13 protein-coding genes are annotated in these 15,122 nt (G+C 73.1%); 5 read left to right on the forward strand and 8 right to left on the reverse strand.

Annotation, left to right across the window (positions count from 1 at the left end; genetic code table 11):
- Nucleotides 1-212: 212 nt before the first annotated feature.
- The gene (locus ACFY7C_RS18845) at nt 213-1,343 is read right to left on the reverse strand and encodes an aminoglycoside phosphotransferase family protein (protein ID WP_389651385.1); all 1,131 of its coding nucleotides are present in this window, start codon (nt 1,341-1,343) and stop codon (nt 213-215) included.
- A 237-nt stretch (nt 1,344-1,580) separates the two neighbouring features.
- Here ACFY7C_RS18845 and ACFY7C_RS18850 point away from each other — a divergent pair, with 237 nt between their 5' ends.
- The gene (locus tag ACFY7C_RS18850) at nt 1,581-3,071 is read left to right on the forward strand and encodes a hypothetical protein (RefSeq protein WP_389651388.1); all 1,491 of its coding nucleotides are present in this window, start codon (nt 1,581-1,583) and stop codon (nt 3,069-3,071) included.
- A gap of 283 nt (nt 3,072-3,354) precedes the next feature.
- Here ACFY7C_RS18850 and ACFY7C_RS18855 read toward each other — a convergent pair whose 3' ends face one another.
- Nucleotides 3,355-4,878, reverse strand: coding sequence for a PP2C family protein-serine/threonine phosphatase (locus ACFY7C_RS18855; protein WP_389651391.1), 1,524 nt, complete (start codon nt 4,876-4,878; stop codon nt 3,355-3,357).
- A gap of 216 nt (nt 4,879-5,094) precedes the next feature.
- Here ACFY7C_RS18855 and ACFY7C_RS18860 point away from each other — a divergent pair, with 216 nt between their 5' ends.
- Complete coding sequence (locus ACFY7C_RS18860) at nt 5,095-7,764, forward strand: hypothetical protein (RefSeq protein WP_389651393.1); 2,670 nt, start codon at nt 5,095-5,097, stop codon at nt 7,762-7,764.
- On the forward strand, nt 7,764-8,966 hold the full coding sequence (locus tag ACFY7C_RS18865; RefSeq protein ID WP_389651396.1) for a pyridoxal-phosphate dependent enzyme: 1,203 nt from the start codon (nt 7,764-7,766) through the stop codon (nt 8,964-8,966). Before ACFY7C_RS18860 ends, ACFY7C_RS18865 begins: the two co-directional genes overlap by 1 nt.
- 55 nt (nt 8,967-9,021) lie before the next feature.
- Here the strand turns inward: ACFY7C_RS18865 and ACFY7C_RS18870 are convergent, their stop codons facing one another.
- Nucleotides 9,022-9,882, reverse strand: a complete 861-nt coding sequence (locus ACFY7C_RS18870) for an NADPH-dependent F420 reductase (protein ID WP_389651399.1) — start codon at nt 9,880-9,882, stop codon at nt 9,022-9,024.
- Here ACFY7C_RS18870 and ACFY7C_RS18875 point away from each other — a divergent pair.
- The gene (locus ACFY7C_RS18875) at nt 9,822-10,397 is read left to right on the forward strand and encodes a GNAT family N-acetyltransferase (RefSeq protein ID WP_389651401.1); all 576 of its coding nucleotides are present in this window, start codon (nt 9,822-9,824) and stop codon (nt 10,395-10,397) included. The two genes, ACFY7C_RS18870 and ACFY7C_RS18875, sit on opposite strands and share 61 nt — an antisense overlap.
- A gap of 42 nt (nt 10,398-10,439) precedes the next feature.
- On the opposite strand, the gene ACFY7C_RS18880 is transcribed toward ACFY7C_RS18875, so the two are convergent.
- The 5 genes from ACFY7C_RS18880 to ACFY7C_RS18900 all read right to left on the reverse strand — a co-directional run bounded on the left by ACFY7C_RS18880 (nt 10,440) and on the right by ACFY7C_RS18900 (nt 14,303).
- Complete coding sequence (locus tag ACFY7C_RS18880) at nt 10,440-10,991, reverse strand: YdeI family protein (RefSeq protein WP_389651404.1); 552 nt, start codon at nt 10,989-10,991, stop codon at nt 10,440-10,442.
- A 103-nt stretch (nt 10,992-11,094) separates the two neighbouring features.
- Nucleotides 11,095-12,390: an ATP-binding protein gene (locus ACFY7C_RS18885; RefSeq protein WP_389651407.1), complete on the reverse strand. Its 1,296-nt coding sequence runs from the start codon at nt 12,388-12,390 to the stop codon at nt 11,095-11,097.
- A gap of 347 nt (nt 12,391-12,737) precedes the next feature.
- Nucleotides 12,738-13,091, reverse strand: coding sequence for a DUF805 domain-containing protein (locus ACFY7C_RS18890; RefSeq protein WP_389651410.1), 354 nt, complete (start codon nt 13,089-13,091; stop codon nt 12,738-12,740).
- A gap of 197 nt (nt 13,092-13,288) precedes the next feature.
- Complete coding sequence (locus ACFY7C_RS18895; protein ID WP_389651412.1) at nt 13,289-13,654, reverse strand: SPW repeat protein; 366 nt, start codon at nt 13,652-13,654, stop codon at nt 13,289-13,291.
- 265 nt (nt 13,655-13,919) lie between these two features.
- Nucleotides 13,920-14,303 (reverse strand): VOC family protein, encoded by a 384-nt coding sequence (locus tag ACFY7C_RS18900; protein WP_389651414.1) that lies wholly within the window; start codon nt 14,301-14,303, stop codon nt 13,920-13,922.
- A 366-nt stretch (nt 14,304-14,669) separates the two neighbouring features.
- Between ACFY7C_RS18900 and ACFY7C_RS18905 the strand changes: the two genes are divergently transcribed.
- A complete protein-coding gene (locus ACFY7C_RS18905) occupies nt 14,670-15,044 on the forward strand; it encodes a cupin domain-containing protein (RefSeq protein WP_389651417.1) in 375 nt (124 codons plus the stop codon).
- Nucleotides 15,045-15,122: the final 78 nt, after the last annotated feature.

Below are 15,122 nucleotides of genomic sequence, written 5' to 3' on the forward strand. Positions count from 1 at the left end.
CCGGCTGGAGAGGAGTTTCGCCGGGGCGGCGCGCCCGCCTGCGGCGCGTCAGTGGCGTGGACCAATGACTCAGGGGCGCAGGGGCGCAGACCCGCTCGGGGCTCAGGCCGCCCGTGGGGTGTTCCGCTCCGAGCGGAACGAAGAAGCGCCGCGCTCCCGGTGTGTCGGCACCGGGCGCGCGGCGCGCCACCCCCGTCTCGTGTCGGAACCGCTCAGCGCGTCCCGACCGCCGCGCGCACGGCCCGCCGTGCCATGGCGCAGTCGTCGTGCAGCCGCCGCAGCAGCAGCCGCTGTTCCTCACCCGGCGAGACCGCCCCGGCGGGCACCGGCACCGAACCGGCCGGCGGCGCCTCCTTGATCGTCCGCTGCACCGCCGTCTCGTACGTACGGATCTCCCTGGTCAGCACGATCATCAGATTCACCAGGAACGCGTCCCGCGACGCCGTGCCCGCCTGCTGCGCCAGCTGACTGATCTGGCGCCGCGCCAGCGGAGCGTCACCGAGCACCGCCCACAACGTCGCCAGGTCATAGCCCGGCAGATACCAGCCCGCATGCTCCCAGTCGACCAGCACAGGACCGGCGGGCGACAACAGCATGTTGGAGAGCAGGGCGTCACCGTGACAGAACTGCCCCATGCCCTGCCGGCCCCCCGCGTGCGCGAGACCGTGCAGCAGCTTCTGCAGATCGTCCCGGTCCCGGTCGGTGAAGAGCCCCAGTTCGTGATAGCGGGCGATCCGGGCCCCGTAGTCGAGCGGCGCGTCGAACGTCCCGGCCGGCGGCCGCCAGGCGTTCAGCCGGGCGATCGCGCCGAGCGCGGCCCGCACGTCCGCCCGGGGCGGGGCCTCGACCGGGTGACGGGTCAGCGCCGCCGCCCGTCCGGGCATCCGCTCGATGACCAGCGTGCAGTTCTCCGGATCCGCGGCGATCAACCGCGGCGCACGCACCGGTGGCCGGTGCCGGACGAAGGTGCGGTACGACGCTATTTCGTGACGGAACCGCTCGACCCACGCGGGGGAATGGTCCAGTAAACACTTCGCGACCGCCGTGGTCCTTCCGGTCGTCCCGACGATCAGCACGGAACGGCCGCTGCGCCGCAGCACCTGCACCGGGTTGAACTCCGGGCAGATCCGGTGCACGGACGCGATGGCCATGCGCAGCTGCGCCCCCTGGGGGCCGGACAGGTCGATTCTCCCGCTGGGCGGCTGGACGGTGCTCCCCGCCCAGCGCCTCGGCCGCGCCGCTCCCTGCGTCGGAGCGGGGGCGAGGTACGGTCCGGAACCGGCCGGAATGGTGCGGTGCAGCGGCCGGGGCGGTGCGGACACGGAGGACGATGCTGTGTACATGGAGGAGACAGATCCCTTCGTGCGCCGACGATTTGCGTGCGTCGCCCCGCCCGCCCGACCGATCCGCACCCTGGGGAAAATGAGGGCCGGTCGACGGGGCGGGGTGGCGCGTTCCTACCTGACACCCGGGCGCGGGTGGCGGAACATCGGGCGCACCCTGGCGAACCCTGGCGAATAGTCGCCAGCCCTATGACAGGGGGTTAGTGTCAAGTCAGCCGAGAACCTGGGGGCTTAGACGTGACCGGACAGACCAACACCCGCCTGGCAGACCTCTTCGGCCTGGCCGGCTGGTCCAAGGGCGAACTCGCGAGACTCGTGAACCGGCAGGCGGCGGCCATGGGCCACCCCCAGCTGGCGACCGACACCTCGCGGGTGCGGCGCTGGATCGACATGGGGGAGACCCCGCGCGATCCCGTACCCCGGGTGTTGGCAGCGCTGTTCACCGAGCGACTCGGCCGTGTCGTGACCATCGAGGACCTCGGGTTCGTACGACACGGGCGCGCCGGCAAACGGCGGGACGTCAGGAACGACGACAACCCTGACGGGCTGCCCTGGGCGCCCGAGCGTACGGCAGCGGTCCTCACCGAATTCACGGGAATGGACCTCATGCTCAACCGACGCGGCCTGGTGGGCGCGGGCGCCGCGCTTGCCGCCGGCTCCGTACTCACCAAAGCCATGCACGACTGGCTCCACACCGACCCCGCACGCCCCGGCGCAGCCCCCCGCGCCATCGATCCCCTCCACGCCGACCCCGCTGGGTACGACCGCTACGAGGCCGCCCCCATCGGGTCGGAGGAGATCGAGGCCCTGGAGCGCTCCGTCGAGGTCTTCCGTGCCTGGGACGCCTCACGTGGCGGCGGCCTTCAGCGCAAGGCCGTGGTGGGCCAGCTCAACGAGGTGGGCGGGATGCTCGCTTACCACCACCCCGACCACCTCCAGCGCCGCCTGTGGGGCGTGGCCGCCAACCTGGCCGTGCTGGCCGGTTGGATGTCCCACGACGTGGGCCTCGAACCCACCGCCCAGAAGTACTTCGTGATCGCCGCGCACGCGGCCCGCGAGGGCGGCGACCGGCCGCGGGCCGGTGAGGCGCTGTCCCGCGCCGCCCGCCAGATGGTGCACCTCGGGCGGCCGGACGAGGCCCTCGACCTGATGAAGCTGGCCAAGTCCGGTGCGGGGGAGCGGCTGCTGCCGCGTACCCAGGCCATGTTCCAGACCATCGAGGCCTGGGCGCAGGCGTCGATGGGCCGCGGCCAGGCCATGCGCCGGACCCTCGGCGAGGCGGAGGAGCTCTTCGTCTCCGACCGGGGCGACGAGAAGCCGAGCTGGATGCAGAACTTCGACGAGGCCGACCTCCACGGCATGCAGGCGCTGGCCTACCGCACCCTCGCCGAGCACGACCCGGCCGCAGCGGTCCCGGCGCAGCGCCACGCCAAGATGGCCCTCGAACTGCGGCGCCACGGGCACGACCGCTCGAAGCTCTTCGACCACATCTCGCTCGCCTCGGCCTGCTTCATCGCCGACGACCCCGAACAGGCGGACCGCTACGCCCGGCTCGCCCTGGTCTCCATGGGTGACACGTCCTCGCACCGGACATGGGACAGGCTGCGCGAGATGTACCGGCTGACCGGGCAGTATTCGGGCTACAGCAAGATCGAGGACCTTCGGGAGGAGATCGCGATCGCGCTCCCGAAGGCGCCCGCGAACCGCCCGAGGACCGGAGAGGCATGAGGGGCGCGCGGGATCCGAGGGGCGTCAGGAGCCGTCTTTCGGGGCGCGGTGGGGACCGCGGAGCGGGGCGTCGGAGGGCGCCGCTGTCCGGTGGTTCCTGACGCCTGTGTGCCGGACGCCGGTGCGGGGTTACGGCGGTGATGCCGGCCCTGCCTTGCGCAGAGCGGAGGACCGGGGCCCGGGGACGGGGCCACCGGTCGGCTCAGGCGCGGACCGGGTGGCCTCGGACGCCTGCCTCCCGGACGTCTGCCTCCCGGACAGGGGGCGCTCGGGCCGGACCGGGCTAGCCTCCGACCCGTACCACCATCACACAGGCGTCGTCCTCGCGCGGCCCCTCACCGAACTCCTCGACCACCGACCGGACACAGTCCTGAGCGTCGCGCGCGGCGGCCAGCCGTGGCGCGAGGGCCAGGAGCCGCTCCGTACCGCTGTCGTCCATGCAGTCCCCGGTCCGGGTCAGACCGTCGGTGTGCAGCATGAGCACGTCGCCGGGCAGCAGCCGTGTCTCGGCCTCCTCGTACGCCGCACCGGTCGTCGCCCCGAGGAGCACCCCTTCCGGCCGGGCCAGCGTCCGTCCCGTCCCGTCGCGGAAGAGCAGCGGGGCGGGGTGGCCGGCCTGCGACCAGGTGAGGGTCTGGGTGGCCGGATCGTAGCGGCAGCACATCGCGCTGCCGAGCGCGGGCTGGACGGAGGTCTCCAGAAGCTGGTTGAGGTGACCCATCAGGGCGCCCGGCCGGATCCCGGCCACCGCCATGCCGCGCAGCGCGCCCAGGAGCATCGCCATCGAGGACGTCGCCGCGACACCGTGCCCGGTCAGGTCGCCCACGGTGAGCAGCGCGTCCCCGTCCGGGAGCGCCAGCGCGTCGTACCAGTCGCCGCCGATGAGACCGGTGCTCGCCGCCGGCAGATAGTGTCCGGCCACGTCGAGCGGGGCCGGTCCGTCGTGGGCGAAGCGGAGGGAGCCGCGCCAGGGCGGCAGCACGGCCTCCTGGAGCTCCACGGCCACCCGGCGCTCGGTGTGCTCGATGTGCTGGTGGCGCTGGAGGCTGTCCCGGCTCTCGCGGACCGCCCGCTCGCTGCGGCGCAGCTCGCTGACGTCCCGTAAGACGGCCCACATGGAGGCCGTGCAGCCGTCGGAGTCGAGGACCGGCTCACCGGTCATGTGGACCGTGCGGACCCGGCCGTCGGTGCGGACGATCCGGAACTCGCCGTCGATCGGCTTCCCGTCGATCAGGCAGTCCGTGACCATCGCCTGAAGAATGGGCTGGTCCTCGGCGAACACCATCGACGGCAGCTCGTCGAGCGACATCGGGCCGCTCTCCTGCGGGCGGCCGAAGATCTGGAACAGCTCCTCGGACCAGTGCACGTCGTCGGTGAGCAGATCCCACTCGGCACTGCCGACCCGGGAGAGCAGCGAACCCGTGAGCCGGGGAGCCGGCTCGGGCTGGGCGTAGGCCGCCGGGGCGTTGCGACGCGCCGAGTCCTGACGCGTGGAGTCCTGATACGCCGGGTCCCGATACGGCGAGTCCCGATACGGCGAGTCCTGGTGCGGCGGGGCGTCGGCGAGGTCGCCGGGGAGACCGGCCTTCAGCTGGCCCAGGTGGGCGCGCAGGTCGTCGAGTTGGTGCACCGCCAGATCGCACAGGGCGCGCTGCCAGCGGCCCTGCGGGTCGTCCTCGTCCGTGACGGCGTCCCGGCGCACCGCGTCCACGTCAACGCGCAGACGGCGCGTCTGCGAGATGAGTGCGTCCACCGCGCCGGGCTCGGGCGGTTGGGCGGGACGGTCCGCGAAGAGAGGGGACGGCATGTCGTACTCCGATGCAGGCGACGTGGCGCGGCCAAGTCTGGAAAGTGAAGCCCGGATACGACTTTGGCACAGCCCACGGCACCTCGTAAGCCATTTGGCAACACTCGATACGGTGGTGCTTCTGGCATATGTCAAAGGCCCACATGGGACCGGTAGACATTCGGCCACGCGGCCACGGGTTACGGTGCTGCTGTGGTGAGCGACGAGGTGAACTCAATGGGTACGGCCGTACTGCTGGCCGCGGCGCCGGCCGGACGAGGACGGGCCATGGACGCGGCGTCGGTGCTGCCCGCGCTCGCGGCGGTGCCGGCCGGGGTGCTCGCCGGCACGGACATGGCGACGGTCGTCGAACTGGCGGACCCACTCGACCCCCAGGCCGTCCTCACCCGGCTCCGTTCCGCCGCGGCGGCGCCGGGGCCGTTGGCCCTGTATCTCGCGGGTCAGCTCCAACTCGACCGCCGCCAACGGCTGCCCCACCTCGCGCTCGCCCGCAGCACGCCGACGACCCTGCGCTACACGGGACTTCCCTGGCACTGGCTGGCCACGGAACTCGCCCCGCGCCGGCCCGGCACGACCACCGTCGTCGCCGACCTCGCCGCCGACCCGGAGCTCTGGCAGCGCCTCGCCGCCGACCCCGGCGCGCTCGATCTCGGCCCGGCCGTCCCGCTCTTCGCCCGCGTCACCCCCTTCCCCCGCCGAGGCGCGCTCACCACTCCCGAGTACCTCCGCCACTTCGCCACCCTCTGGCGCACCGGCGCCCGGCCCCCGCTCCCCGCCCTCCACGCGGAGGCGGCCGCGGCGGCGGCCCAGTCGACCCCCCAGACGCAGGCGGTCCTGCTCACCCCGCCCGCCGCCTCCCACCAGCCGACCCCCTTCGCCGCTCCCGTGGTCTCGGTCGCGTCGAGCGCTCTGGTGGAGTCCCCGCCCACACGCCGCCTGGGCACCGCCGCCCCGGCGCGGGCGCGCGACGGCGGCGGCCTGAACGGCGCGCCGTCGTGGGATCCACGGACCGCCGCCGAGACAGGGCCTGTCGCCGCGCCGGTCACACCGAGGCCCGACACGCCCGTGGGCCCTGCGCGAGGTGAGAACGACACGACCGCCGCCGCACCGGCTCCGGCGGGTCCTGCCACGACGCCGGTGCCGGCCACCACCGGAACCGACGTGCCGCCGGCTGCGCCGTCGGAGGCCGACAGTGCTGTGGAGGTCTCGGCGCGTGGCCGCGCCGAGATGGCGGGCACGCCACGCGGCGGCGGATCGCCGTTCCTGGCTGGTTCGGTGGCCGCCGCGCGGTGGCAAGTGGCGGAGACCGGCGCCGGCGCGGCGATCGCGAGCCCTCAGCCCGGGGGAGCCGTTCGTCCGCCACGGGACGGGCTCGTCCCGGCGGCGGCTGAGGCGGACGGCGACGGCTCGCCGCCGACCGGTCCGTCGGCTGCCGAGACGCAGCCGGTCACGCCGGACGGCGTCCCGTCCGTGGTCGCGCCGCGCGAAGCACGCGACGCGTCCGCGCCCCACTCCGAGCCCCGGCCCGCCCCGTCGGACCCCGGCACGTCGGACCCCGGGTCCGCCCCGGCAGTGACCGGCCCCGGAGCCGCATCCCCGCCGCCGGCCGGCGGGGGCACCGGCACCGGCTCCGTCACGCCCGAGTCCCCGGCCGCGCCGGCAGAGACCGACACCGGCTCCGTCCCGCCCGAGTCCCCGGCCGCGCCGGCAGAGACCGACACCGGCTCCGTCACGCCCGAGTCCCCGGCCGCGCTGGCAGAGACCGACACCGGCCTCGTCCCGCCCGGGATCGCCTTCCTGCCTGCGGCCGGCGGGACCGGCGTCGTGCCTCCCGGTGGGGCGTCCGCGCCGTCGGTCACGGACGTGCCCGGGTTGCGGCCCACGCCGGCAGAGACCGGCCCCGGGGTTGCATCCCCGCCAGCGGTCGGCGGGCGCGGCGTCGTGCCACCCGGTGGGTCGTCTGCGGCGTCGGGCACCGCCGCGTCCGCGTCGCCGGCCGCGTCGGCAGAGGGCCTTGTCCCGTCCGGGGCCGCGTCCCCACCTGCGGTCGGCGGGCGCGGCGTCGTTCCGCCCGGCGGGTCGTCCTCGCCGTCGGGCACCGCCCCGTCCGAGCCCCGGCCCGCCCCGTCGGGCACAGGCACCGGCTCCGTCCCGCCCGAGTCGCCGGCCGCGTCGACAGGGACCGGCACCGGCCTTGTGTCGTCTGGGGCCGCATCCCGGCCGTCGGTCGGCGGGACCGGCGGCGTCACCGCCACGTCCGAACCCCGGCCCGCGCCGTCGGACACCGGCATCGGCCTTGCCTCGCCCGGGATCGCATCCCCGCCGTCGGTCGGCGGGACCGGCGTCGTCACCGCCGCGTCGGATACCGGCACCGGCACCGGGACTGGCACCGCCGCCGGCGTCGCCGCACCCGAACCCACCCCCGTAACCGTGCCCCCGCGCCCCACGCACGCACCCGGGCCGCCTCGGCCCGGTGGGGGTGTGGATCCGCATCAGGCGATTCTCGCGGCGGCGATGGCCGGGCGGCACGGGGAGGCGGCGGCGGTGGCCGCCGCGTGGGAGAGCGACGCGTTGCGGCGGTACGGGCCGCGGTCGGGGGAGGCCGTGCACTGGGTGGAGGTACGGGCGGATCTCGCGCGGCTCGCGGGGGAGCCGGCGCGGAGCTGCGAGTTGTGGATCGCCGCCGCGCAGGCCCGGCTCGGGATGCGGCAGGGGCCGGACGAGCCCGACGTCGAGGGCGCGGTGGACCGGGCCCATCACCAGTGGGAGCAGATCCGGGACCCGGCCAGGGCCCGGGCCCTCGGGCCCGCGCTCGTCGAGTTGCGCCGCGCCGTGCCCGGCCGCCGCGCCGGCGCGCTCGCCGCACTGCAGCGGAGAATGGGCTGATGAAGTCACTTGCCACCAGCCAGCGTTCGCTTCGCGACCCCGCCGTGCGCCACCCCCTGTGGCCGCCACTCACCGCGGGCGATCCCGTCACGTCCACCGACGCCGTCGCGTACCCCCTGGACATCGACTACGACTACGACCGCGTCCCGGACGACCTGTTCAGCCGCCCCGCCGCCCACGGCCTGGAGCGCTGGGCGCCGTTGCTGCCTCCGCTCGCCGCGCCGGGGCTCGGCGAGGGCGACACGCCGTTGGTGCGGCTCGCCGACGGAGTCTGGGTCAAGGACGAGTCCCGTAACCCGACCTGGAGCCACAAGGACCGCCTGAACAGGGTCACCGTGAGCGCCGCCGTGGCGTCCGGCGCGCGCGGGATCGTGGTGTCGTCCTCGGGCAACCACGGCGCGTCGGCCGCCGCCTACGCGGCCCGCGCGGGGCTGCCGTGCGTCGTCTTCACGTCTCCCTTCGCGCCGCCGGCCGTCGCCTCCCACGTGCGGGCCTACGGGGCGACCGTGCTGACGGTCCCGCAGGAGTCCGTCCGGCCGTTCATGCGCCGGATCGTCGACGAGCTCGGCTACCAGTCGGTCAGCAGCGTGACCGACACCGCGCACACCGGCCACCCCTTCGGGCCCGAGGGCTACAAGACCATCGCGTACGAGATCGCCCTCGACCTCGGGCGCGCCCCGGCCGCCGTCCATCTGCCCACCGGCTACGGTGAGTTGCTGTACGGCGTGGCCAAGGGCTTCCTGGAGCTGGCCCGGCTCGGCGTCACCGACTCCGTCCCGCGGGTGTACGCGACCGAGCCGGCCGCTGCGGGCGCGCTCACCGAGGCCATGCGCTCCGGCGCCGACACGGCGCGGGTGCCGGTCGGGCCGACCGCCGCGTACGCCATCGACTGCGAGATCAGCGGCTACCGCGGAGTCGTCGCCCTCCGCGAGACCGGAGGTACGGCCCGTACCGTGACGGACGATCAGATGGCCGAGGCGCAGGCGGAGCTGGCCGCGCAAGGACTGTGGTGCGAGTTGTCCTCCGCGGCCGGTCTCGCGGGCCTGCGCGCCCATGGCCCGGTCGACGAGGACGGACCCGTCGTCTGCGTGGTCACCTCCAGCGGCTTCAAGGACACCGCCACGGCCCGCGCCACCCACGCGCCCATGGACCTGGAGTGGGCGGAGGTGAAGGCCCTGCTGACCGAGGCCCCGTCCCCGTAGGGCAGGTCATGTCGGAGTAGGGCCCGGAGTAGGGCCCGTCGATCCCTCCTCGGCTCTACGAAGCGGCCTCCGCCGCGGTCCGGGCCTCCTCGTACGACTGCGGCACGTCCTCGGACAGCCTGACCACCCGCAGCCCGAAGCGGTACGAGCCGACGGCCTGCGCGACGGGGATGAACAGGAGGCTGAAGTGCTCCTGGCCGCGGGCCGTGGCGATGCCGCCCAGGTCGAGGACCGAGTCCGGCGACCAGCCCAGGTCGTGGAGGAGGCCACGGACGGTGTCCTTGGCGGTCGGGTCGTCACCGGAGAGGAAGACGGTGCTGGGGCCCTCCAGGGAGTCGGGGGCGATCATGACGAGACGGTCGAGGGTGCAGAGGGTCTTCACGACTCGGGTGTCGGGGAAGGCGCGTTGGAGTTCCTCACCGAGGCTCTCGCCGAGGTGGGAGAGGTCGCCGGCGTCGGTGAAGCCGACGGCGACGTCGAGCAGCACCTTGCCCGCGAGGGCCGGTGCGCCGACGGAGGTGAGCAGGGCGAGGGAGGCCGTGCCGGGGGTCGCGTTGACCACGACGTCGGCCGCGGCGACCGCCGCCTCCGTCGAGACGACCGGCACGTTCCCGCCGTGCGCCGCCGTCTCGTCCGGCTTGCGCGAGCCGAGGACCACCTCGTGTCCCGCCGCGTTCCACGCGCCGGCGAGTGCGCGACCGACATTGCCCGTTCCGAGGATTCCGATTCTCATGGGCCTGACGCTATGGCGGACCCTTCCGACCTCACCTCGGCCCGGGGAAGGGAGACTTCTCGGCCATCGGTCGTACGTCCCCGGGCCGGGGGCGACGTGCGACCACCTGACATCATCGACGCATGGCCCCGACCACGCCCGGCACCGACCCGCCCCTCGTCCCCGGCGCCGCACCGTCCGCACCGTCCGCCCCGCTCGTGAGGGACTCGCTCGTGACGGACGAGCTCGTCACCGACCGGCTCGTGCTCCGGCCCGTACGCGTAGGGGACATCCCGGGGGTGACGCGACTGTGGAGAGACCCGGACGTGCGGCGCCATCTGGGCGGCCCGGTCGTCGAATCCGTCATCCGCATCCGGCAGCGGCGGATCGTCGGCGCACCCGGCTTCCACGCCGTCGAGCGGGCCTCCGACGGCACGCTGCTCGGCCTGGTCACCGTGGAGAAGGACGCGCGGAACGGGGAGACGGAGGTCTCGTACCAGTTCCTCCCTGAGCACTGGGGGCGGGGGTACGCGCGCGAGGCCGTCGCCGCGGCGGTGGAGCGGGCCCTGGAGGACGTGCCGGTCGTCGTCGCGGTCACCCAGGAGGCGAACGCACGCTCGCGCCGGCTGCTGGAGGCCGTCGGCATGACCCACGCCGAGTCCTTCGTGGAGTGGGACGCCCACCAGGTGTTGTACCGGCGCCGCGGGCGCGCCGCCTGACAGCCGGCCCTCGCCCCGAAGAAGGGATATGGCGAGCGGAGTTCAGCCGCTCCGCTCGCCGGCGGCGAGTGCCGCCACCGCCCGGTCGAGGCGGGCCTGCCGGGTCTTCGCCGTGCGTGCCTGCCACAGGCTCAGGATGATCAGATAGCGGTCGGTCCTCCCCAGCGCGTCGAAGGCGGACGCCGCCCGCGGGTCCGCCGCGAGGGCGGCGGCGAGGTCGTCCGGCACGGTGGCGTCCCTCTGCGAGGGGTACGCCTGCTGCCAGCGCCCGTCCGCCTGCGCCGCCCGCACCTCGGCGAGCCCCGGCTCCCGCATCCGGCCCTCCGCGAGGAGCACCTCGACCTGCCGGACGTTGACCTGCGACCACAGGCTGCGGGGCCGGCGCGGGGTGATCTTCTGCACGTAGGAGCGCTCGTCGCGGGCCTTGCGCTTGCCGGTGATCCAGCCGAAGGCGAGCGTGGCGTCGAGGATCTCGTCCGCGGTGGGGGAGGGGAGGCCGGAGCCGCTCCGCCCGAGCAGCAGCCAGATGCCCGGCGTGTCGCCGTGATGCTCCTCCAGCCAGGCCTCCAGCTCCTCGCCGTCGGCGAAAGCCATGAGTGCGAGTCCTTCGATCGTCTCCACCCGACACATCCTCCCCGACCGTCCCACCGACACCTGATGATCACCCTACGGGCAACGGGTGGACCTGGCGGCCGGATCAGAGCCGCGCGTGGGTGGTGATGTCCGACTCGAACTGCTCGATCAGGGCGGGAGTCACGGTCGGCCGGCACTGAGCGATCGCGTCGAGGTAGTCCTCGGTCGTCGCGCCGGGCGCCGCCCCCGACGCCTCGGCGGTACGGCCGCCCACCGACACCAGGTCCCGTTCGAAGGAGTTCTGGGCGGCGATCCGCGCCGCGTGCTCGATGTCGGCGGGGGTGAACAGGTCGCTCGCCGTGACGAGCGCGTCCACGTCGACGTCCGGCCTGGCGTCGGTGTAGCGGGCCCAGATCGCGGCCCGCGCGCCCTTGTCCGGCGTACCGATGGGGATGAGGTAGTCGAAGCGGCCGGGGCGCAGGAAGGCGGGGTCGAGGGAGCGGATGGAGTTGGTGGCACAGACGAGGAGCCGCTCGTCCCGCTCCCTGAACCGGGGGATGAGCTTGAGCAGTTCGTTGGTCACGCCGTGCATGCCGCCCGGCTGCACCGGTTCGGCCCGTACGGGCGCGATCTCCTCGACCTCGTCGATGAAGACGAGCACCCGCTCCAGCTCGGCGATCCGCGCGAACGCGGAGCGCAGCGCCGCCGCCAGGTTGCCGCCGTCGGCGAGGCGGGACGGCAGGATCTCGACGAACGGCCAGCCGAGCCGGGAGGCGATGGCGCGGGCGAACGTCGTCTTGCCGGTGCCGGGCGGACCGAAGAGGCCGATGGCGCGCGGCGGGCGCACTCCGTGCCGTGCGGCGCGCTCGGGCTCGGCGAGGGGAAGGACGACACGCCGTTCGATCAGGTCCTTCTCCCGTTCCATGCCGGCCACCTTGGCCCACAGGTCGGTGGGCAGGACCCGCCCGCCGAGGTCGTCGAGGAGACCGGCGGCCGGCCCGTGGAGCGGCTCGACCTTCTCGAAGTAGGCGACCGCGGGCTGCCGGGTGTATCCGGCGTTCAGCAGTCCTTCACCGAGGAGTTCCTCCTCGGGCAGCACATAGGCGATCCGGGCGACCCGCGCGGCCACCAGCCGTCGCTCCAGCTCCACCAGGAGGGCACTCGCCAGACCCCGGCCGCGCCACGCCGACGAGATCGCGATCCGCATCACCCAGGCCCGCTCCCCGGCGACGCAGGCGAGCGCGGCGCCGATGGGCGCGCCCTGGTGGACGGCGACGACGGCCGGCTGCCGGGAGGTGAGGGCGCCGATGCACTCGGCGAGCGAGAAGACGGACTCCTGGCCGAGGCCGGCCGTGGTGTCGATCAGATGGACGACTGCGGCGAGATCGCTCTCGCGGTAGTCGTGGATGAGCCAGTTCACCGGTGGTACCGCCCCTCGTGTGTGCTGTCGCGCTCCGTTTCGGCGAGGCTAGGCGGGGCGGCGGGGGCGGGTCGTGTGCCGTCGTGCACAAGCGGAGGGCTCCGATTGCGCCGTACCGGCTCTATGCGGGAGGCCGAGCCAGGGGGGCGGGACTGGGGCGGGGGCCGGGCAGGGGGCACGGCCGGGCATGCGCGAAGCCCCCGGAAGGCGGACCTTCCGGGGGCTTCGACGGGTCATACCGGTGTGCCACCGGCGAGCTGCCGGGCCCTGGAGCGGGCCATGCGGCGGGCCTTACGCCGGCGTACGGGCCGTCGGACGGGCCGTCGTACGGTCCGGCCGGCCGACCGTCAGTAGGCCGGGGCCAGCTTCGGGTTCGGGCCGTGGGCGTTCTGCTCGCGCTCGCCCTCACTGGCGTAGAAGACCAGCAGGACGATGAAGCCGACCAGCGGGATCAGACCGATGAGGATCCACCAGCCGCTGCGGCCGGTGTCGTGCAGACGGCGCACGGAGACCGCCAGGTTCGGGATCAGCACCGCCAGCACGTAGATGAGGCTGAGCAGCTGAATGCCGAGAGCGGCGTCGATGATCGACAGCACGATGGACGCGATCAGGTTGAACAGCTGGAACATCCAGAATTCCTTGCGGCGCGCCCGGCCGCTGAACACCGCGTACTTCTTGAATGCTTCGAGGTACCAGTTCACTTCGTCCCCCCAAGGACTGGGTTGTGAGCGGGAGCCTGTCCCTGTGGAGCAAGGCTTACGCAGAACTTATGTGGCCGAAACGGCGATGGTCAATTCGTTACCTGGCAGTGGCCGTTCACAGACCTGGACGGGACGAAAGTGAACGGCGTCGCCTCCTCGTACGAGGAGGCGACGCCGCTGCGGAGGGATCGGACCCGTTACGTCCTTCTCCTGCTCTTGCTGATGAGCAGTCCGCCTGCCGCCAGGGCGAACAGGCAGACACAGGCGCCGGTGATGACATTGCTGAGGATCGCACCGGTACCGGCGTCCCGGGATACCACCCACGGGGCGACGATCAGCCACGCGCCGAGCGGCAGGACCACGAAGTTCAGGTCCTGGGACCGTTCCGGAGCCATCGACATGCACAGTCCGAGGGCCGCGATGCTCAGGCCGACGATCAGGTTGTTGATGGCGAGTTCCGGCTTCGCGGCGGAGAAGTGCACCGTCCACGCGGAGACGGCGGCCCACAGACCGGCGAGGACCACGAGTTCCTCGACCGCCGCCACACCTCGGGTCTGGAGCATGCGGGCATAACGGTCCCGCATTTCCCCTGCGTCGGGGTGTCCTCGGATATCACCGGGACGGTGAGAGACGTCGGCCATGTGACTCGCCTCCTTCTGGCGTCTTGCGTGTCTGACCGCGCTCGCGGCATCGATACCGCGGTTTCATTGTGCTCTTATCTGGCCTTTATGTGTAGATGTGTCCGATAAGGGATCCGTACAGAAAACCCCCTCCTGATATGCACGGAATCACCAAATCCATCGTGCGTTCAACAAAAGTTCAGGACGATCAGGCGCGCGCGTACGGGCGCGTCATGATCTCCATGTTGTGGCCCGAAGGATCTTCGAAGTAGGCGCCGCGGCCACCGAAGAGACGATTGATCCGCCCCGGTTCGGTATGGCTCGGATCCGCGTAGTACGTCACGCGCATCCGCTCCAGGCGGTCGATCATCACGTCGAACTCCTCGTCGGGCACGAGGAACGCGTAGTGGGTGGGGGTGAAGGAGGCGTCCTCGGCGTCGTAGTAGTCGAGGGTGACGCCGTTGCCGGTGTCCACCGGCAGGAACGGTCCGAAGGGGGCACCGACCTCCAGGCCGAGCACCTCGGCCAGGAATTCGGCGGATACCCGCTTGTCACGGGCATGGATGACGGTGTGGTTGAGCTCGACGGCCACGGGGGGTCCTTTCGCGGGGTGGGCGCTGCTGTCCTCCGGCTCTCCCGTCCGCACGACGGCGGTACGGGACGGACGACCGCGGCGGACCCCGCGCCCGGCGACCCGGGGCGCTCACGCCACGGCCGGGCGCCTCTCTCGATCACGGCCCACGGCCGACCCGGCAGTCATACGATCAAGCTAACCCGGTCCGATCTTCTTCGGCAACGGGGTTTATGGCCATGTCGGCGTGTCGGCCAGGTCGGCGGTGTGGGCGAGCGGCGGCGAGTGGGGGCGCGGGCGCCGGGGCGAGGTGCGGCAGGGCCCCCGCGGCGTAGCCTGGAAGTGGACTCGGGGGTCTCACGTTCCACCGCCGGGAGGCGGACGACGATGGCCGCAATCCTTTCCAGGAGCTTCGACTCGGCAGACGAGACCCGCCCCTTCGAGGACGGCAAGGGCAGGCTGGACCTGCTCAACACGGACAACGGACAGGTCGGAAGGGCCGTGTTCGAGCCCGGCTGGCGCTGGACCCAGCATGTGAAGCCCATCGCCGGCACCGACAGCTGCCAGGCGCACCACGTCGGGTACGTCGTCAGCGGGCGGCTTCATGTCGTCATGGACGGCGGCGGCGAGGAAGCCGACCTCGGCCCCGGCGATTTCTACGAGGTCCAGCCCGGGCACGACGCCTGGGTGGTCGGCGACGAAGCCTGCGAACTCCTGGACTGGGTGGGCTTCGGCGACTACGCCATACGGTCCGGTTCCTGACCCCACGCGCAACGGTCCGGCTCCTGACCCCACGCGCAACGTGCGCGCCGGTCACGCATGCTCTCGAACCGCTTCGGG

This window comes from Streptomyces sp. NPDC012769 (assembly GCF_042901205.1).
Lineage (GTDB): Bacteria > Actinomycetota > Actinomycetes > Streptomycetales > Streptomycetaceae > Streptomyces.